Annotated in this window: 18 protein-coding genes and 1 pseudogene; 13 read left to right on the forward strand and 6 right to left on the reverse strand. The window is 65.2% G+C overall.

Going from position 1 to position 19,276, the window contains the following annotated elements:
• Positions 1–803 precede the first annotated feature (803 nt).
• Complete coding sequence (locus tag B9A95_RS12160) at positions 804–1,262, forward strand: hypothetical protein (RefSeq protein ID WP_084047537.1); 459 nt, start codon at positions 804–806, stop codon at positions 1,260–1,262.
• 80 nt (positions 1,263–1,342) lie between these two features.
• Here B9A95_RS12160 and B9A95_RS12165 read toward each other — a convergent pair whose 3' ends face one another.
• A complete protein-coding gene (locus tag B9A95_RS12165; protein WP_084047740.1) occupies positions 1,343–1,573 on the reverse strand; it encodes a hypothetical protein in 231 nt (76 codons plus the stop codon).
• A gap of 132 nt (positions 1,574–1,705) precedes the next feature.
• Between B9A95_RS12165 and B9A95_RS35420 the strand changes: the two genes are divergently transcribed.
• From B9A95_RS35420 to B9A95_RS32175, 4 genes are all read left to right on the forward strand, one after another.
• Complete coding sequence (locus B9A95_RS35420) at positions 1,706–1,942, forward strand: aldo-keto reductase family protein (protein WP_245808269.1); 237 nt, start codon at positions 1,706–1,708, stop codon at positions 1,940–1,942.
• Positions 1,893–2,207, forward strand: coding sequence for an aldo/keto reductase (locus B9A95_RS35425; protein WP_245808270.1), 315 nt, complete (start codon positions 1,893–1,895; stop codon positions 2,205–2,207). The genes B9A95_RS35420 and B9A95_RS35425 overlap by 50 nt, the downstream gene beginning before the upstream one ends.
• A 221-nt stretch (positions 2,208–2,428) precedes the next feature.
• The gene (locus tag B9A95_RS12175) at positions 2,429–2,926 is read left to right on the forward strand and encodes a hypothetical protein (protein WP_084047538.1); all 498 of its coding nucleotides are present in this window, start codon (positions 2,429–2,431) and stop codon (positions 2,924–2,926) included.
• Positions 2,927–3,135: 209 nt separating this feature from the next.
• Positions 3,136–3,294 carry a hypothetical protein gene (locus tag B9A95_RS32175; protein WP_212648315.1) on the forward strand — a complete coding sequence of 53 codons (159 nt, stop codon included), beginning with the start codon at positions 3,136–3,138 and terminating at the stop codon, positions 3,292–3,294.
• A 366-nt stretch (positions 3,295–3,660) separates the two neighbouring features.
• Here the strand turns inward: B9A95_RS32175 and B9A95_RS12180 are convergent.
• Positions 3,661–4,135, reverse strand: a pseudogene (locus B9A95_RS12180) (DDE-type integrase/transposase/recombinase).
• On the opposite strand from B9A95_RS12180, the gene B9A95_RS37105 reads away from it, so the two are divergent.
• Complete coding sequence (locus B9A95_RS37105; RefSeq protein ID WP_425429947.1) at positions 4,079–4,474, forward strand: hypothetical protein; 396 nt, start codon at positions 4,079–4,081, stop codon at positions 4,472–4,474. The pseudogene B9A95_RS12180 and the gene B9A95_RS37105 overlap by 57 nt on opposite strands.
• A gap of 153 nt (positions 4,475–4,627) precedes the next feature.
• On the opposite strand, the gene B9A95_RS12185 is transcribed toward B9A95_RS37105, so the two are convergent.
• The 3 genes from B9A95_RS12185 to ptsP all read right to left on the reverse strand — a co-directional run bounded on the left by B9A95_RS12185 (position 4,628) and on the right by ptsP (position 9,994).
• On the reverse strand, positions 4,628–6,448 hold the full coding sequence (locus B9A95_RS12185) for a PTS fructose-like transporter subunit IIB (protein WP_084047539.1): 1,821 nt from the start codon (positions 6,446–6,448) through the stop codon (positions 4,628–4,630).
• 82 nt (positions 6,449–6,530) lie between these two features.
• Positions 6,531–7,496 (reverse strand): 1-phosphofructokinase, encoded by a 966-nt coding sequence (gene pfkB / locus B9A95_RS12190; protein WP_245808271.1) that lies wholly within the window; start codon positions 7,494–7,496, stop codon positions 6,531–6,533.
• Complete coding sequence (gene ptsP / locus B9A95_RS12195; protein ID WP_084047540.1) at positions 7,493–9,994, reverse strand: phosphoenolpyruvate--protein phosphotransferase; 2,502 nt, start codon at positions 9,992–9,994, stop codon at positions 7,493–7,495. The genes pfkB and ptsP overlap by 4 nt, the downstream gene beginning before the upstream one ends.
• A gap of 207 nt (positions 9,995–10,201) precedes the next feature.
• Here ptsP and B9A95_RS12200 point away from each other — a divergent pair, with 207 nt between their 5' ends.
• The 4 genes from B9A95_RS12200 (at position 10,202) to B9A95_RS12215 (ending at position 13,653) form a co-directional block, all read left to right on the forward strand.
• Entirely contained in the window at positions 10,202–10,969 is a 768-nt protein-coding gene (locus tag B9A95_RS12200; protein WP_084047541.1) for a DeoR/GlpR family DNA-binding transcription regulator, read from the forward strand.
• A 17-nt stretch (positions 10,970–10,986) separates the two neighbouring features.
• Positions 10,987–11,136: a diguanylate cyclase domain-containing protein gene (locus B9A95_RS35430; RefSeq protein ID WP_084047542.1), complete on the forward strand. Its 150-nt coding sequence runs from the start codon at positions 10,987–10,989 to the stop codon at positions 11,134–11,136.
• A gap of 387 nt (positions 11,137–11,523) precedes the next feature.
• Positions 11,524–11,811 (forward strand): hypothetical protein, encoded by a 288-nt coding sequence (locus B9A95_RS12210; RefSeq protein WP_084047543.1) that lies wholly within the window; start codon positions 11,524–11,526, stop codon positions 11,809–11,811.
• A gap of 780 nt (positions 11,812–12,591) precedes the next feature.
• The gene (locus B9A95_RS12215; RefSeq protein WP_245808273.1) at positions 12,592–13,653 is read left to right on the forward strand and encodes a chemotaxis protein CheB; all 1,062 of its coding nucleotides are present in this window, start codon (positions 12,592–12,594) and stop codon (positions 13,651–13,653) included.
• Between the two features lie 12 nt (positions 13,654–13,665).
• Here B9A95_RS12215 and B9A95_RS12220 read toward each other — a convergent pair whose 3' ends face one another.
• Positions 13,666–14,964, reverse strand: a complete 1,299-nt coding sequence (locus B9A95_RS12220; RefSeq protein ID WP_084047544.1) for a sensor histidine kinase — start codon at positions 14,962–14,964, stop codon at positions 13,666–13,668.
• A gap of 263 nt (positions 14,965–15,227) precedes the next feature.
• Between B9A95_RS12220 and B9A95_RS12225 the strand changes: the two genes are divergently transcribed.
• From B9A95_RS12225 to B9A95_RS37115, 3 genes are all read left to right on the forward strand, one after another.
• The gene (locus tag B9A95_RS12225; protein ID WP_084047545.1) at positions 15,228–18,185 is read left to right on the forward strand and encodes a CheR family methyltransferase; all 2,958 of its coding nucleotides are present in this window, start codon (positions 15,228–15,230) and stop codon (positions 18,183–18,185) included.
• A 42-nt stretch (positions 18,186–18,227) separates the two neighbouring features.
• Positions 18,228–18,683 carry an IS630 transposase-related protein gene (locus B9A95_RS37110; RefSeq protein ID WP_425429936.1) on the forward strand — a complete coding sequence of 152 codons (456 nt, stop codon included), beginning with the start codon at positions 18,228–18,230 and terminating at the stop codon, positions 18,681–18,683.
• An 84-nt stretch (positions 18,684–18,767) separates the two neighbouring features.
• Positions 18,768–19,178 carry a transposase gene (locus tag B9A95_RS37115; protein ID WP_425429943.1) on the forward strand — a complete coding sequence of 137 codons (411 nt, stop codon included), beginning with the start codon at positions 18,768–18,770 and terminating at the stop codon, positions 19,176–19,178.
• Positions 19,179–19,276: the final 98 nt, after the last annotated feature.

Consider the following 19,276-nt stretch of genomic DNA (forward strand, 5'->3'; position numbering starts at 1 on the left):
GGCGCATTTCCTTTTGTACACAAGTACATGAGTACACAAGTGTTTAAGTAGACAAAAAGCGCCCCAAGTAGCGTAGGGCGTCCAACAGAGAATTGGAGATCAGAGCAGCAGACCGCAAGTCAGCACCACGCCGAGAAAGGCCAGGGCCAAACCAAATACTGCATTGGATGCGGCCCTCCAGATCGCTGCCCGCATAGCCTGTCCGAGCTCAAAAAACACAGCAGCCGTCGCCAACAGCAGCAGGCCGCTGATCGCTGTGCCCGCACTGTTCTGGGCTGCGACGAAAAAGAGGGCTCCCCAGGCCGATCTTGGCGGCTTGCGCGATGAGCTGCGGGCTGGACGGCAGCTGCGCCCACGCCTGCACAGCATCGGCTTACGCCTGGATAGGGTGGATGACAGTATCGCTGTAATTGGGTTGCAGTAGCAGCATAGTCCATTGTCCCCAGAATTTTGAACTTATCACCCATCACAACGGCCTTAACACGCCCCCATCAGCCGTGACGCTCACCGCACAGCGCGCGCCCTTGCTGGTCGTGACCTGGTATTCGACATTGAGCACGACACCGCTCTTAACCGAAGTGCAGCGCCAGTGAACCTGCTTCTGGCACAACGTCAGCCCCTTTCCCACCTCCCGAAAGCCCTTCTTTGCATAGGGAAAGCCCCCTGTTCCTCATCCGGAGTACAGGCACGACCACACCCGCCAAGAGTGTGCCCCCACCATCAAAACACCCACTCAAGACAAACAAAGGAAGACAAAGCTGAAGGGCGACTCCTTTCTGTCGAACATGTAGTACCCTTGCCTCGTGCCATATTCCAAATTAAGTGAACAGATTCGTCAGTTGTCCACCCCGCAGCAGAGCGACGCCTTTGTTAAGCGTTTCCGTGACGCCGTGCGCGAGGGCGAGTTCGACGCCATTGACCTTCCCGAGCGCTTCACGCTCCCGAAGAAATTCAAGCGGCGTGACAGCGACGAGACCTACGAGAAGGACATGAAGGACATGGTGTTTGAGACGTCCTCGAAGTTCGACAAGTGGTTCGAGGGCGTGGACAAGGAACTGGCGTCGGCCCCTACCCGTAGCCGTGGCAAGCCCAAGCTCACGGTGGAGAACCTCGAAGAGGGTGTCATTGACTTCAAGGCCCTCGCGGAAGAAACCCGCCGCAAGCTGCAGAACAGCTACGCGAAGGGCCAGAACCTCGGCAACTCGCGCAAGAGCAAGGCCGCAGCGCCCAAGCCCAAAGCCAAGCGCAACACCAAGAAGTAACCGCCCTCTTCTGACGTGCAAACCCCCCCGCCTGATATGCGGGGGGTTGCGCATGATGCGGGGATAGAGCCGCTTCTGGATCAGCGCTCGACCGGAGGTAAAGAGGCTTCGTTCTTGTCCTCGAGGGGGACGCACTGGTCACGCTCGTACAAGGCACTCAAACTCTCACTGTCGCGGGCCTTGTACAGGAAGAGTGCGGCGGGGAGCTGGTCACGGTGGGGCTTAAGGCCTTCAGCTTTGAGGGTAGCGGCGCTGGCGAGGTGGGGTGGGTGGGTTTGTTCGTATTTCGGAATGTCGCGTTTTTTGCCCATGTGCTGCTCCTGCATCCGTTCCAGCAGATCGGAACGGAGGTGATGAAAGGGTGATCTGGATGCGAGGATAGGCAGAGGACCAGCCACACGGCTCGCCGGTCCGTGATCTCCATGCCAGGCACCAGAAGCGAAATGTACAGCGTGCCTTCGTCCATCACCGTGACAGTGCGCGAGGGCCTGCTGCGGGCCTATGGGGTCAGCGTGGAGACGGTGTCCGAAGCCCTCACGGCCATTCGTCATCCTGGCGTCACCACCGTGCAGATGATCTTCAACGCCTTCCGGCTCAAGCCCGCCGAAGACTTTTTCGCGAGAGGCGGACGTGGGCATTATCGCCCGGGTGCCCCTGGCGAGCGGCCTGCTGACCGGTAAGCTGCGGCGTGAGACTTCCTTCGCTCCAGACGACCACCACGCCTTCAACCGCCACGGCGAGGCGCTCGACCGGGGTGAGACGTTTTCCGGGGTCGAGTACGGCACCGGCCTGGAAGCCGCCCAGCAACTCCAGGAACTGGTGCCTCCTGGCATGACCCTGGCGGGGTTCACCCTACGCTGGATTCTGATGTTCCCGCAGGTTAGCTGCGCCATATCCGGGGCCCGAATCCCGCAGCAGGCCGAGAGCAACGCCGCCGCTGGATGAGGCACGGATCAGGCGGTACAGGACGTCTATGACTGCCTGATCCGTGCCCAGGTGCATCCCCTGTGGTGATGGGCTGAGCAGAGGGCTTGACGGCGTGCAGGCCACCGCACGACCTCGCGGCCGTGTGCCCGACGCGCGCGTGCTCACAACGTACGGCAGTGATGTGGACATTTTGCGCAAATCTGCTGGACCAGCCGTAGTCCTCTTGCGACAATGCGGGCATGACAACGGTTACAGGCCGGGTGGGTGGACGCTCCCAGGGTTACGACGTGAAACTCAGCGGCGACGCAGCCGGATGGAAGGGACGCATCGGCGGCATGCATATTGGCCGTGACCTCACTCTCCGTGTGACCGGAATGCAGGTGACAGGGCGGTTGGGAGGTCGGACCATTGGCTACGACGTCAACGCCACGCTGGGCGATCACACCCTCTCCGGGCGGATCGGCGGTGAAACTCTGGGCATGGACGTTCGCCTCACATCCAGTGGCAGCAGCGTGGCTGGACGTTACGGCGGGCAGCTGAGCGGCTTCGACCTGAAGCTCACCGTGACCGAACGGGAGGTTCAGGGCCGGCTCGGGGGTGAGAAGATCGGCGCGGACGTGCGGCTCACTGGCGACGCCCCGCCTCTCGTGATGGCCCTCATCGCAACCCTGGCGTACGGTGCCCTGCTGGAAGACAGCAGCGGCAGTACGGCTGGGGTCGCGGCCGCAATTGCCTGAGGTCGTCACTTACCAATGGTCCGGACAGTTTCAAGCCGCTTTGAGGCCAAAATTGAGCGGCCTAGAGGGCAGTTTAATTCCTCAACCTCTGCCGCCGGCCCTGAAGGCTGCTGTGCACACGGCCCTGACGGCGTACCAACAGCAGGTCGAGTCTGTCCGGGGTCTCCTAGCCGCCTGCCCATTACCCCTGACGGAACGCCGTAACATTCATGCGTTTGGTTCCGAATGCCCTGCTGGCCAGCGTGGCTGGGTACTTTACAGAGCGGGCCCTTCAGCCGCCACCAGGCCTGCCGACGGTGCGGGCTTTCCAGGCCGCGCAGGGGGAGATCGCGCGGGCATGGCTGGGACGCTTGACCGGCTGGACCTGAAGAATCGTTGTCAGGAATGGTGAGGTGCGGAGTGACACTTGGTCGCCACGCCCTCTTGATCGCGGCATAAATCGGTATGAATCCCAGTGGGACGTTGTGTATGTTGGCCACTTTCCTCGCGACCCGAGGTGTGGAGGACCGGTGCGAACCTACGCCGTGATCAATAGTGGGAGTCCGTTGAGTGGGGAAGTGATAACGAAGATCACAGCGAATTCCGGTGCCTCAAGCTTCGTGCCGAGCCCAGCACCACGGGCTCCATCCATCAGGTTGTCGCCAGTCAACGGACTCCCAATAGATCAGAGGGTTGTGGCAAGTTGTCGACCTCAAAGAAGCAGAGGGGAGCCGAGCACGCAGGCGGCCTGAAGTTCAGGCCGCCTGTTGCACGACCTGCTGCCACGTCTTGAAGGCCTCTTCTTTGTGAGAACGGCGCTGGGAAGCAGGGATGGTGGAACGAGCGGAATGGTGAAGGTTCGAGACTCGGGCGTGCAGGTCGAGGAAGCCCTGCGCTCGTTGTCGTGACCTGAACCCCCACTGCTGACGTTCCTGCCGTCGTGTGGGGCGGTGGGATTGCTCGATCAGATTGTTGCAACGGGCCGTGGAGATCACCTGGACGTGTTCCACGCTGTGGAGCACGGGGAGTTCACGCAGGGCCGCACCAGAGCTCCAGAGCTTGTCGGTGTGAATGATCTCCGGCACGTCGTACTCCCTCAGCAGCCGGGAGAAGAACGATTTGGCGGCTTCCGTGTCTCGGTGTTGCTGCAACAAGACGTCCAACACGGGCTCCGTGTTCGTCGACCGCCCGCCACAGCCAGTGTTTGACACCGCCGACGTCCACGCACATTTCATCAAGGTGCCACCGGGAACCACGTCGTGGTTCCCGGTGACGGAGGCCCTGGGCGAAGAGATGGCTGAAGTTGATGCACCACGTGCGGATGGATTCACGCGTCACGCAGATGCCCCGCTCCAGCAGAAGTTCTTCGACATCGCGGGAGCTCAGGGGAAATCGGTGGTAGAGCCATACGGCGTAGCCGATGACCGCGAGGGGGAACCGGTCGCCGGGGAGCTTCTGACCGCTCAACACCGCGTCACCCTACCCCAACAACTTGCCATAACCCTCCCCAGAAATGCCCTGGGCAAGCTGGACCGCCGTGCCCTGCGTTACGGCGCGCCGGCCAGGTGAAGTAACACGCAGATGCGCTGCCCTCACCCCCTCATAAGGCGTAGACGGTCTATCTCTGACGCCTTCAAATGCCGCAGGGCGTACCAATCAACTCCGGTGTGCCCTGCTCGTGATCACCGCTGCTGTTCACTCCTCTGCTTCGCAGCCCTGCGGTCAGTCGGCCGTGAGTGTGCGCGTGCTGCCCAGTGGCAGGCCGTCCGCACCGAGGGGTTTTTTTAGGACGCCCAGCAGCAGGGTGCTAACCACCGTGCCCGCCGCAATCGCCGCGACGTACATGGGCAGGTTCGTGACGGCGTTCGGGATGAACAGCACGAAGATCCCGCCGTGCGGGGCGCGCAGCAGGCACCCGGCGGCCATGCTGATCGCCCCAGCGACCGCGCTGCCCGCCATCAGGCTGGGAATCACGCGCAGCGGATCGCGCGCGGCGAAGGGAATGGCGCCCTCCGTGATGAACGAGATGCCCAGCACGCCCGCTGCTTTTCCGGCCTCGACCTCGTCCTTCGTGAAGCGGTTCTTGAAAATCAGGGTGGCCAGGAACAGTGCCAGGGGCGGGGTCATCCCGGCGGCCATGGTCGCGGCAATCGGGCCGTACACTTTGGCGCCCAGCAGGCCGGTGCTGAAGGTGTACGCGGCCTTGTTGATCGGGCCTCCCATGTCGAAGGCCATCATGCCGCCCAGTAGCGCGCCCAGCAGCGCCGCGCTGGTGTTGCCCAGGCCCTGTAGCCACGCGGTCAGGCCGGTCAGGGCTGCCGCGACGGGCTTGCCCACCACGAACATCATCAGCAGGCCCACGCCCAGCGTACCCAACAGCGGCAGGATCAGGGTGGGTTTCAGGCCCTCCAGGGTGCGGGGCAGTTTGATGCTGCGGGTCAGCCACAGCACGAGGTACCCGGCCAGGAAGCCCGCGATGATGCCGCCCAGGAAGCCGCTGCCGGTCAGGCCTGCCAGAAAGCCGCCGATCATGCCGGGCGCCAGGCCGGGCCGGTCGGCGATGGAGAACGCGATGTACCCGGCGAGCACCGGCACGAACAGCCCAAACGCGCCGTTCGCGCCGATCTTGAACAGGGTGTTGCCGAGCGTCCCGGCGTACCTATCCTCGTAGATGAAGATGCCCTGATCCCCAAACTGGAACGAGCCGATAGCGAAGGCCAGCGCGATCAGCAGGCCGCCTGCGACTACGAACGGCAGCATGTGCGACACGCCGGTCATCAGGTGCTTGTAGAAGGCAGGAGTGCCCGCGTTCTTGGCGGCCTTCGCAGCGGCGGCGTGCGCCACGTAGTCGGGGCTGCGGGCGTCCGCGCCGCCCGCAGCCGCCACGCCGTGCACGGTCGCCTGCGCCTGTGCCGTCGTGATGACGGCCGTGCCGTCCTTGATGGCGGGCTTCGTGCTGGTCAGGTACACACGCTTGCCGGTGAAGCGAGACAGGTCCACGTTCGTGTCTGCCGCAATGACCACCAGATCCGCGCGGGCGATATCGTCCGGCGTGAGGGCGTTCCCGGCGCCGACGCTACCCTGCGTCTCGATCTTCGCGGTATAACCGAGCTTCCTCGCGCCGCTCTCCAGGCCCTCGGCGGCCATGAAGGTGTGTGCGATCCCGGTGGGGCAGGCCGTGATGCCCACGATGTGCAGTGGGCCGGTGGGCGTGCCGGTGCCAGAGGTGGTGGCCGGGGTGCCGGAGGTCGCCGCGCGGGCCAGCAGCGCGCCCGGATCGCGGATGGCGTCCTGCGTGCCCGCACGCACGACGGTCTTCCCGGCAAAGCGGGCCTCATCGACGGCCACGTCGGTCGCCAGGATCACCAGATCCGCTTGCGCGATCTGCGCGGGCGTCAGGGTACTCTCGGTACCGACGCTGCCCTGCGTTTCCACGTGCAGGCTGTGCCCGGCCTGGGCGGCGGCGCGCCGCAGCGACTCGGCGGCCATGAAGGTGTGTGCGATGCCGGTGGGGCAGGCCGTGACAGCAACAATCTGAGCCATACGTTCTCCTGAAGGGGGCCGGTGAGACTGGCCGGAGGGGGCGGGGAGTGGTGACCGAACGCGCGGCGCCCGGCGGGCGGCCTCAGTGAGTTAGGGCGTCAGCGGATTCGACCTGCACCTGCGCGGCCAGCGCGTCCAGCTCCGCGTGGGGCGGCAGGTGCGCGCCCAGCCGGGTGATGCTGCCCGCGCTGAAGGCCGTGGCGCGCCGCGCGGCGCTCTGCAGACCCAGGCCGTCCAGGTGGGCGCTGATCAGCCCGGCGACCATCGCGTCCCCGGCACCGACAGTGCTCTGCACGGTCACGCGCGGTGGGCGCGCGAACAGCGCCTCATGGGCGGTCACGAGCAGGGCCCCGCGTTCGCCCTGCGACACGGTGACCAGCTCGGCGCCGCGCCGAATCAGGTCCCGCGCGGCAGCCAGCACCTCGGCTTCCGTGGTTAGGGAGCGGCCCAGCGCGGCCTCCAGCTCATGGATGTTCGGTTTGACCAGCTGCGGCAGCACCGCGGCGTGCAGGGCGGCGTGCAGGGCCTGGCCACTGGTGTCCAGCGCCACGAAGCGCCCCTGCCCACGCAAGCGGGCCACCTCCTCGGCGTAGAAGGTGGTGGGCACGCCCGGCGGCAGGCTCCCGCACAGGGCCACCACGTTCACCCCGGGGGGTGGCGCGCGCAGCGTTGCCTGAAGGTCCGCCAGCGCGCGGGCGCTGACCGTCAGGCCCGGCAGGTTCAGGTCCGTGGTGTCGCCACGCGTCCGGTCCACGATCTTCAGGCCCACACGGGCCGCGCCGGGCACCCGCACGAACTCGTCGATGACGCCCTTCTCGCGGAACAGGGTCTCGAAGGGCGCGGCGTTGTCGCGGCCCAGCAGCCCGGTCGCGGCAACGGAGACGCCCCAGTCGGCCAGGAGGGCCGCCACGTTCACGCCCTTGCCGCCCGCGTCCTGCTGCGCCGCCTGCGCGGCGTTCACCTCGCCCCGCTGCCAGCCGCCCGCCTGGACGGTCAGGTCCAGCGCGGGGTTGGGCGTGACGGTCAGGACGCGCGGGGGGACGCTCACGCGCGGACCTCGGTGTCCAGGGCACTTAGGGTGCGGGCCAGGGCGCGCACGGACGCCGCGTCCGGCTGCGTCAGGGCGCGTTGCGCCAGGGCGCGTAGGACCGCAAGGTCGTGCCCGCGCAGCGCGGCCTTCACCGCCGGGATCTGCGGGGCGCTGACCGACAGTTCCTTCACGCCCAACCCGGTCAGGATCAACGCGCCGACCTCGTCCCCAGCGGCCCCACCGCACACGCCCACCCACTTGCCGTGCGCCTCGGCGGCCTGCACGGTCAGCGCCACCAGTTGCAGCACGGCGGGGTGCATCGCGTCGGTCTGGCGGGCCAGCTGCGGGTGCAGGCGGTCCATCGCCAGGGTGTACTGCGTCAGGTCGTTCGTGCCGACGCTGAAGAAGTCCACCTCGGGAGCGAGCTGCCCGGCCAGCAGCGCCGCTGAGGGCACCTCGATCATCACGCCTAAGGGGATGCGCGGCGCGTCCAACTCGGCCCGCACGTCGTCGAGCAGCGCGCGGGCGCGGCGGAAGTCCTCCAGAGTGCTGATCATGGGGAACATGACGTGCACGTTCGGGTGATCCTTCGCGACGCGCACAATAGCGCGCAGTTGCGGCAGGAACAGATCGGGTCGCTCGAAGCACAGGCGGATGCCGCGTAGCCCCAGGAAGGAGTTGTCCTCGCGTTCCAGGCCCAGGTACGGCACGTCCTTGTCCCCACCGATGTCCAGCGTGCGGATGATCAGGGTACGCTTACCCAGGGCCTCGGCCATAGCGCGGTACTCGCGTTCCTGTTCGGCTTCATCCGGGACGCTGTCGCGTTCCAGGAACAGGAACTCGGTGCGCATCAGGCCCACGCCCTCGGCTCCGGCGTCGAGGGCGCCGGGCGCGGCGGCGGCACGGTTGATGTTCGCCGCGACCTCCACGCGCGCGCCGTCACGGGTCGCGCCGGGCCGGTGCCGCTCGGCACGGGCGCGTTCCAGTTCGGCCCGCAGCGTCTCCTGCTGGGCGCGGGCGGCCTGCACGTCCGCCGCCGAGGGGTTCAGGTACAGCACACCCGCCTGCCCGTCCAGGATGGCCGGGGTGCCGTCCGGGATGTCCAGCAGACCATTCCCGGCCGCGACTACGGCGGGCAGGCCCAGCCCGCGCGCGATGATCGCCGTGTGGCTGGTCGGGCCGCCCTGCGCGGTCACGAAGCCCAGCAGGCTGCCCTCGCTGAAACGGGCGGTGTCGCTGGGCGTCAGGTCCGGGGCCAGCAGGATCGCGGGGGCCGCGCCCTCCAAGCGGTCCTCGCCCAGACCCAGCAGGCGGCGCAGCACGCGGCGCTGCACGTCGCCCAGGTCGACGGCGCGCGCGGCGAGGGTCGGATCGTCGAGCTTCTGGAGCTGCGCGATGCGCTCACCGCTGGCCGTCTGGTACGCCCAGGCCGCGCCGTGCCCGTCGAGGACGAGGTTCACGGCGTCCTGCACGGTGCCCTCGTCGGTGAGGAGCTCACGGTGCGCGCGGAAGATCGCGGCCCGGTCGGTGTGTCCCGCCTGGGTCTGCCGCTCAATCAGGCCGTCCAGTTCGGCGGCGGCGGCGTTCAGCGCGTCGTCGAGGGCCTGCGCCTGCGCGCCCGCCTCGCCGGGCTGGTCGGTGACGTGCAGCTCGGCCGGGCGGTACACGTGAGTCTCGCCGATGACGAGGCCGTCGCTGGCCGGGACGCCCTCGATGGTCGCCCCGACCTGCGCGGGCCGCCAGTCGGCCTCGCGGCGCACGGGCGTCGCCAGCGCGCTGAGGCTCAGGTCGTCGCCCAGCCCGGCGCGGACCGCGTCGGTCACGGCGCTCAGCGCAGCCTCACTGTCGGCCCGCACCGTCAGGACACTGCCACGTTTCAGGCCCAGGCTGAGCAGTTCCATCAGGCGCAGCGCGTCCGCACTCTGCCCGGCGTGCTCAACCCGCACGCGCGCGCCCAGTCGGCGCACGAGGTTGGCGAGCATGGTGCCCGGGCGGGCGTGCATGCCCAGCGGGTTGGGCAGCGTGACCGGTGCGCTGAAAGGCAGCCCCACGCTGCTGGCGGGCGCGGTGGTTGCTTCAGGGGTGGCCTCGCCGGTCAGGGCGCGCTGCACCAGCGCCGCATCGGTGGTCGTCGAGAGCTGCTCGACGAGCGCGTCGTCGGCGAGCACGCGGGTCAGGCGGCGCAGGATGTCGAGGTGTTCGTCGCTGGCCGCCGCGATCCCGACGACGAGACGCACGGTCTCGCCGCCCTCGCCCCAGGCGACGCCCTGCGGGAGTTGCAGCACGGCGATGCCGGTCTGGTGGATGAGGTGGCGGGTGTCAAGCGTGCCGTGCGGGATGGCGATGCCGCTGCCCAGGTAGGTGTTCGCCTGACCCTCGCGGGCGAGCATGCCGCCCAGGTAGGCGGGGTCGATGCGGCCCGCGTCGGCCAGGAGCGCAGCGACCTGTTCGATGGCGGCCTGCTTGCTGCTGGCCTGCACGCCAAGGCGGATCAGTGAGCGGGGGAGGTTGATCATGGTTGCTTCTCCTGTGGGGAGAGCGGGACGGCCACCCGCTCGCCTGCTGATTCCTGACGAATCGTGAGCAATTTTGAGCAATTTAGATCATAATTGACAAGAGGCTGACCATCAAGTGTCCACATCACCCTTGCCTGGACACGCCCATCACCACGGCAGAAACCCAACTTCACCCATCACCCACCCCACGCGCTACCATGAGTAAAGATGAATGCCCCCCTTGCGGAGGACCGCATCCAGCGCATCCTTGACCTGCTCTCCCGTCACGGCCGGATGCGCACCACCGCCCTGACCGAAGCGCTCGGCGTCAGCGGCGCCACCACCCGCCGCGACCTCGACCTGCTCGCCAGCCGCGGCCTGATCCGCAAACTCCACGGCGGCGCGGCGCTGGCCAGCCAGGACCAGCAGTACGCTGACCGGCAGCAGCTCCATCAGGATGCCAAGACCCGCCTCGCTCAGACCGCCCTGAGCCTCATCAGGCCCGGGGAGACCCTTTACCTCGACGCGGGTACCACGGCCCTGGCCGTCGCGCAGGCCCTGAAACGCACCCCCCAGCTCACCCGTACCCTGCGCGTCGTCACACACGGCATCGACGTCGCCTACGAACTCAACGGCGAATGCCCCCTGTACGTCATCGGCGGTGAACTCTACAGCAGCACCTACAGCCTGACCGGTCCCGACGCCCTGGACACCATCCGCCGCTACCGCTACGACCTCTTCCTGGTCGGCTGCACCAGCATCGACCCCACGCGGGGCCTGACCAACAGCAACCTCATCGAGGCGCAGCAGAAGACCGTAATCATGACCCAGGCTGGCCGCACCGCCCTGATCGCCGATCACAGCAAATGGGGCCCCACGGGCTTTGCCACCTTCGCCACCCTGAACCAGGTGCAGGACTGGGTCACCGACCACGCCAGTCCCGTCGCCCGCTGCGCCTTCGAGGAAGTTGGCGTGCGCGTCCACGACAACGCCTGACCGCATCCAGGCTCTGGATGCGGTCGGAGCGCCGTGGAACACCAATGGGTGTGCTCGTGGTGGATCTGGATGGCTTCAAGCTGATTAACGATTCTCTGGGTCACGCGGTGGGTCATGCCTTCCTCATTACTGCTCGCGGAGCCGGAAGACGCGCTCTCGCTCGCTGATCGGGAGAGCCGCGTGAAGGGGCCGAGGAAGGTCCGCCGCAAGGCCCGCCCCTGCCAGTGCGTACGCCGGAGCCTGGCGTTGCTGATGTGCCGGGACTGCAGGGGAACAGGACGGAAAGTGCGGCGGTGAGCACACGCCCGAATGATGCAGCCTCCGCACGCCCGTATAGCGGGCACAAGCACGGGCCAGTCAGGCATGCGGATGGCCTGTCCAAACGCGAGTACTTCGCGGGGCTGGCCTTGCAGGGCATCCTGGCGAGCACGGCATACACACAGTCGGAGTCAGGGGACGTCTCGTCTCCACTGCGTCCCGACGATGCTGCTGGCAAAGCGGTGGCCTACGCGGATGCTCTGACGCGGCCCTGAATCGGAGGCCTACCCGCGACCGTGCAGAACGCCTCTCTCCCTACCATCTTGCACGCGATCTGGACGCAAGGGCCGCTGACCACGCAACAGATCAAGGAGCTCACGGCCGAGCTGCAACTGCTGGAGCGGGTGAATGCGGTCCTCACCCTGAACCGTCCCCAGGTGATTGACCAGGACGACTCTGGGGTGGACCCGCTGTACACAGAGCTGCACGCGTGCCGGAAGTGTGGTTGCACCGACGACTGCGCATGCGACGGCGAGTGGGACCGGGTCGAAGTGGGCCTGAGCAGTGCATGCGCAGGACAGTGACGCGCTACGTCATCTCGCACGCCAAGGGGATGGCGGAGGGTGAGCGGCTGTTCGGCCCGAACGGGCGCGACCGGAAGTTCCGCTGCCCAGGCTGTGGCCTATCTCCGTCCGTTCCCATCCGGCGTCCATACCTCGCTCGTTGGCCTCAGCGGGCCTACCTGACGACCTCCATGGGCAACCAGGTGTATGCGCGCACCGGAACGTTGGCCGCCTGGATGACAGTGGAGCAGCCCGCTCGAATTTTCAGGGGCGGACCACCCACCCCAGGTGACGAAGCAGCAGTTGGACACCGGTACCGGGACTGGGCGAACGCACCGCTCCCACCTGAGAGGAGATGTGGCCCGATGGACGCGGCCCGCCCAGGGTCCTCGCAAAGAGGGTCGCCCAGGTAGAAGCGTCCGGTCAGGTCATGCTCTGCCGAGATGAGTGATACGGAATAATAATGATCTTCACTCATATGGTTACGAGAGTCATACTTATTCAAGCCCTCCCATATGTGATCTGTATCCTCATCATACATCTAGCCATATACAGGAATCACTTTGTTTCCGTATGACACCCTGGCAGATACAGAAATACGGCGCTGGCCTCGCCAACAGCGGTAAGGCCGGACCAAGGCGCAAAGCGGGAACCCACTCGAGGTGTCCAGTACTTGGGAAGCGGTGCATACAGGGCAAGAGCGAGTGACGCCCATGTTGTCCCCGCTCACATGTGTCCTCCCTGAATGCTCGTGGGGCAAAAGCGCACCCACTGGACTCTGCCTGCGTTCACGATCCCCGTATGCCACCAACACCCGTCGTCGTGATCGGGGGATCTGCTGGAGCGCTCAACCCGCTACGCGAGATTGCTTCGGGTCTTCCGCATGACTTCCCCGCTGCCGTCCTGGTCGTTATTCACATCCCCCCCGATTACCCCAGCCAACTCCCTGACATCCTCAGCCGCAGTGGCCCGCTCCCAGCCCAGCATGCCCAGCATGGCGAACCCCTGCTGCCCGGCCACATCTACGTCGCGCCGCCGGACCACCACCTGCTCGTCGGGCTGGACCACCTCCGACTGTCCCGGGGACCCAAGGAAAACCGCTCACGACCCAGCATTGATGTGCTCTTCCGCTCCGCTGCCTACGCGCACCGCGCTACCGTCATAGGTGTGCTGCTCAGCGGCATGCTCGACGACGGCACGTCCGGCCTGTGGACCATCAAGCAACTGGGGGGCCGAGCGATTGTGCAGCACCCCGAGGACGCTGAATTCGACTCCATGCCCCTCAACGCACTGCGTACTGTTCGAGTGGACTTCATGGTCCATCCCTCAAGCATTGCCCCGACGTTGCAGCGCCTGCTCAAGGAACCGGTGCCGCCTCAGGAGGAGCCAAGCATGAATGCTGAAGAACGGCAGCGCCTGGAAATGGAAATCGGCATCGCCGGCGAGGACAACGCCTTCGAAGCCGGCCTGCTCACCCACGCCTCACCGTCCACGTTCACCTGTCCGGAGTGCCACGGCGTGCTGATGCGCCTCAAGGAAGGCAACCTGGTGCGCTTCCGATGCCACACCGGGCACGCCTACACCGCCATCACGCTTCTGGGTGAATTGCGGGCCTCGGTGGAAGCGAGTCTGTGGAACGCAGCGCGCACGCTCGACGAGGACGTCATGTTGCTCGAACACCTCGCCCAACACCACGAGGAAGCGGGCCAGGCGGAACAGGCACACGCGTACCGGGAAGAGGCCCGGGAAGCCAGGGCGCGCGGGAGCCGCGTCCGGCAGGACGCCCTACGAACGGGACAGCTTGGACAGGCGCGCCTGTCCAAGCTGACGCACGGCAGAGACCCGGGACGTCAGGGGACGTGATCAGGCGCCGCTTCAGTCGAGCACGGTGGGCTGCTTGGGCCAGGCCACCAGAATGGTGGCGCCCTGGTCTACTCGGCCCTCCGCCCAGATACGGCCACCAAAGCGGGTACAGAGCCGCCGAACGACCGCCAGACCCATGCCCGTACCCGGAAAGGCAGACTCCGGGTGCAGGCGCTTGAACACCTGAAACAGCTTGTCCTTGTAGCGGTTGTTGAACCCCACGCCGTTATCCTCAAAACGCAGGACAAAGGCGAGGTCGGTCTCCTGTGCACTGACGTGAATTCGGGCGAGCTCACGGGTCGAGGTGAACTTCAGGGCGTTGTCCAGCAGCTTGAGAAACACCTCCTGCATCGTGCTGCTGTCTCCCAGCACAGTCGGCAACGGCGTGCAGGTCAGCTGTACGGTTCGGCCTTCCATGTGTGGCCGCAGGTCCTTCTCGACCTCAGCAAAGACGCGGTTCAGGTCGAGCGGCGCCATCCGGACACGCCCGTGGCTGGCCCGGCTGTACTCCAGCAACCCACTGGTGAGTTGCTCCATCCGCTCAGCGGAACGGGCGATCAGTTCGATGTGCTTCAGGGACGCTTCTTTGTCTTCCGTGCCGTTGTGGCGCAGCAGTTCTGCGAAGGAGGCGACGCGCCGAAGCGGTGCCATCAGGTCCTCCGCCACGGCCATGGCCACCGTCCGGAGTTCAGCGCTCAGCTCAAGGATTTTGGTGGTCCGTTCCGCGACGCGCGCCTCCAGCGTCTCGTTCAGCCGCAGCAGGTCCTCTTGCGCGGCCTTTTCGGTGGTGACGTCCGTCACGGCAACCAGACTGCCTTGCGGCGCGTACGCCTGACCCTCCAGGCGCACGGGAAAGGTGGTGCCATCATTGCGTTGGAGGCGCAATTCAGCGACAAGGCCTTGCTCACTGGTCCGCAGGCGGGGCAGCAGCACTGCCAGGGTGGTGCGGGAGTCCGGAGCCGTGAACTGCGTCAGACGGCGGCCCAGCAACCGGGACTTCTCCACGCCCAGGAGGCGGCTGGCCCGAAGGTTCGCTTGAATGATGGTGCCGTCCGCGTCCAGGGTGAAATACCCGACGGGTGCAAAGTCGTACAGCCCGACGTACTTCTCGTGGGCTTCACGCAACTGCACGACCGTCTGACGCAGTTCCTCGTTCTGCAACTCCAGCTCGACCTGATGCACCGACAGCTCGTGCTGGAGTGCTTCTGGCGCCGCGGACAGATGCGAGGCTGGAGAGGATGCATTTTTGAGTGCGTGCTCAGCCCGCTCTCGCAGGAGGGGGAGAGCCTGTTCGTCGTTCTGGTTGGTCATAATACCTTTCAACGAAACAGGTCCAACCACCGTTGGCAGCGCAGATCGTAAGGGGGGAAAGCGGAGCGGGGAAAGGCGGGATAAGGGAGTGTAGCAGATGACGCAAATCTGATGACCTGTGAAAGCGCCAAATGGCCCTCAACTCCCTTTCATGCACTTTAGGGTTTTATTGCAGCCATTACAGTGAATAACTCAGGCGCCTGCGCTTTCCAACAAGGCTTCCTTCACGCACGTTCTCATCCACATCCCAGACAGGAAAGCCTATGCCAGATGAACTGACGCCGCCCGCAACCCCGCCCACCTCCACCCCGCCTGCAGCCATCGTGGGAATTGGGGGCTCCGCAGGCGCGCTTGACGGCTACGAGCGGTTCTTTCTGGGGTTACCGGCCGGGAGTGGCATGGCCTTCGTGGTGGTTTCGCACCTGAGTTCAACTGGTGAAAGCCTGATGCCGGACCTGCTGCGCCGCTGCACCTCCTTGCCTGTGGTGGAGGTCGAGGACGGCATGCCTGCCCTCGCCGATCACGTGTACATCGCTCCCGGAGGGTCCAGCCTCGCCATCGAGAACGCCACTCTCTTCCTGCGTGACCTGGAAGCCGCCCAGGGGCGCACCATCAACGCCTTTTTCACCAGTCTCGCCGCCGACCAGGGGGAGCGGGCCATCGCGGTGATCCTGTCGGGCATGGGAAGCGACGGCACGCGCGGCCTGCGCGCCATCAAGGAGCATTTCGGCCGGGTGTTCGTGCAGGCCCCGGAAACGGCCGATTATCCGGCGATGCCCACAAGCGCTGTCGCCACTGGGCTGGCCGATCACGTCCTGCCGCCCGACGAACTCGCGCCACGCCTTCACCAGCTCATCACGCACGAACGCCTGCTGCAAACTGAACCGCAAGCAGTCTCTGAAGTGGACCTTCAGAAAATCCTGCTCCTGGTCAGACAGCGCACGGGGCATGATTTTAGCCGGTACAAGGCGGCCACCCTGCTGCGCCGCATCGAGCGGCGCAGCAAGAGTCTGCGGCTGGACACCCTGCCGCAGTACCTCGGGTACCTCCAGCAGCATCCGGATGAAGTGGACGCCCTGTTCGACGACCTGACCATCAACGTGACCAACTTCTTCCGGGATCCTGAAGCCTTCGACCGGCTCAAGGTCCACCTGCGAACGACACTCGCCCGTGGGGGCCGGGACAGGGAGGCCATTCGCGCCTGGATTGTAGGATGTGCCAGCGGAGAGGAAGCGTACAGCGTCGCCATGGTGCTGCACGAATTGACGCAGGAACCCGGTTGGGCAGGCCCGGTCACGGCGCACGTGTTCGCGACGGACATCGACCCACGCTCCATCGAGAAGGCCCGGTTGGGCCTGTACCCGCGTGACATTGCGCAGAGTGTCAGCCCAGAGCGGCTCAAGAGGTACTTCACCGCGGTGGAGGGGGACTACCAGGTCAGCAGCCTGATCCGGGACATGATCGTATTTGCCCGGCACAACACTTTTGGTGATCCGCCGTTCACGCGGTTGGACCTGCTGTGCTGCCGCAACATGCTGATCTACCTGAACGCGGACTTGCAAAAGCAGATCCTCTCGGTGTTTCACTACGCCCTGATGCCGGGCGGCCTCCTGTTCCTGGGAGCCAGCGAGACGCTCGGGCTCTCTGACGAGCGGTTCGATTTTCTGGACACGCGCTGGAAGCTGTACCGGCGCATGTCGGGGGCTGCCGGCCCGCTCCCAGTCGAGACGGCCTTTAGCAGTACGCCGCGTGTTCCGCTTCCGGGCCTCCAGCGGCATGACAAGCAGCGGGGACGCGCCATCACCCTGTCACAGCAGATTCAGCGCCTCTTGCTCGCTCAGTACGCTCCCGCGTGCGTTGTGGTGAATGCACAGGGGAGCATCCTGTATGTGAACGGGCGGACGAGCCGTTACCTGGAATTGCCCTCCGGCACGGTCGGCACGACCAACGTCCTCGACATGACCCGTGACGGGCTCCGCTTTGAGCTCTCGTCCACCATGCGCCGCGTTCTGCACGAAGGGCACGCCATCACTTTACGCAACGTGCAGGCGGGCGCAGGGCAGGCACCCTACCTGCTGGACGTGACGGTAGAGCCCATCTCCGCGCCCGACGTCCAGGGAGAGAAACCAGCGCTGCTGATCGTGTTTCAGGAACGTCCCCTGGACGAAACGGCCGAAATGTCTCCCCAGGAGGTGAACCAGGTCCAGGCCCTCACGGGGGAACTGCGTCACCTGCGTGAGACGTTGCAGTCGACGGTAGAGGAGAACGCCGTCTCCACCGAGGAACTGCGGACCACCAACGAGGAGTACCAGACGACCATCGAGGAACTCAAGAGCACCAACGAGGAACTGATGACCTCCAAGGAGGAGTTGCAGTCGGTCAACGAGGAGCTCATCACCACGAGCGCGGAGCATCAGGGCATCATTCACGACCTCGCGCAGGCGAACGACGATATGAAGAACCTGCTGGAAAGTGCGGGGATCGCCACGCTGTACCTCGGCAATGACTTACGCATCCGGCGCTTTACGTCCCAGATCAGCCAGGTTATGAATCTGATCCCGACGGATGTCGGACGGCAGGTCGGGGACATCAGCGTCAAGCTCCAGGACACGAATTTCGAACGTGACGTGCGGCACGTCCTGAACACGCTTATGCCCCTCGAAATGCAGGTGCGCGCCACGGACGATCACTGGTACCTGATGCGCATCAACCCGTACCGCACCTCCGACAATTTCATTGATGGGGTGGTCATCGCCTTTACCAACATTGACGCCGTGAAGTCGCTGGAAGCGAGGCTCGACCACTCCGAGGTGTACTCGGAAGCGCTGCTCAACAGCATCCTCGCGCCCATGGTGGTGTTTGACGATGACCTGCGGGTGGTGACGGCCAACCGGGCGCTGTACAACCTGCTGCGCGTTTCCCCGGAACAGGCCCGGGGGCAGCGGCTGTACGGCCTGGGCAGCCATCAGCTGGACCAGTGGGAGTTGCGCGAGAAGTTAAACAGCATGGTGCTGACGGATACGCCGCTGACCCAGTACATCATTGATCTGGATGTTCCCGGGGTGGGGGTGCAGAAGACGAAGGTGGAGGCGTGGCCGGTTCTGGATTCAGATGGAGGGAAGGCCATGCACCTGATGGTGTTGGAGGACCTCACGGCGGTCTTCCACAAGGTCGCGGACGAGGGAGAAACCTTTACAGGTGACCCGAAGGACCCGGCATAGGCGCAGGGACCGAGGCCCTAGAGCATTTGACATCATAAGAGGATGAAGAAGCGGGTCGGGGCACGCAGATACAGTGTCGATCTTCGAGAACAGATTGTCGCAGCGGCGCTGAAGGAGAAGGACCATCAGCAGGTGGCCAGAACCTTCAGCGTGGATGTACGAACCATTGCGTTGTATCTGAAGAAACACGAGGTAGGCACCTTGACGCACGTCAAGCGCCCGACTGGGCGTCGCCCACGGGTGCACAGCGAGCATGAGCAAGTCCTCCAGCAACTGGAGGAGGACTTGGACGCCACCCTCGAAGAACATGCCCGCAAGTTGGAAGCTGTGACAGGACTGAAGATCAATTATCGAACGGTGGACCGAGTCTTCCGTCGGCATGGCGTCACCTTCAAAAAAAACGCGGGTCGCGTGCGCACAGAAGGAGGAACTGCGTCAGCAGTTCCTGAACGACCTGAAGCCGTACCTGCAGACCCCTGCCCGTCTGGTCTTTCTTGACGAGAGCGGCTTCCATACGGCCATGACCCGAGGCTATGGTCGCGCGCACCACACACGGCGTGCGGTCGCTTCCGTCCCCCGCAACTGGGGACGGAACCAAACCTCGTATGCGCGCTGCAGGGGAGTGGTCCCTTTGCGCCCCTGATCCTGGACGGTGCTGTCAACGGCGTGAGTTTCGAGTGGTACGTCCGAGAAATCCTGTGCCCAGCTTTGACCCCAGGACAGGTCGTCGTACTTGACAATCTCTCGGCACATCACCGTGCACCCATTCGGACGCACATCGAAGCCCGCGGCTGTATGGTCCTGTTCCTGCCTCCTTACAGCCCTGACTTCAACCCGACCCAAGGTCTGTTCTCTAAAGTCAAAGCCCTCGTCCGTGCCCGTGAGTGGCGAGACCGGACCGCTCTGCTTCAGGGCATTTGGGACGCTCTGAACGCCGTTTCGCTACGAGACGTTTTTGGCTGGTTCACGCACGCCTTCCCCGACATCTCCTGATGTCAAATGCTCTAACGTCCTGGGACGTCCCCAGGACGTTTTTGGGTCGCCCTGTCGGGCAGCTTTGCTGAAGCCGGCACCGAAAGCGTTTGACGCGT

It is taken from the genome of Deinococcus hopiensis KR-140, assembly GCF_900176165.1.
GTDB lineage: Bacteria > Deinococcota > Deinococci > Deinococcales > Deinococcaceae > Deinococcus > Deinococcus hopiensis.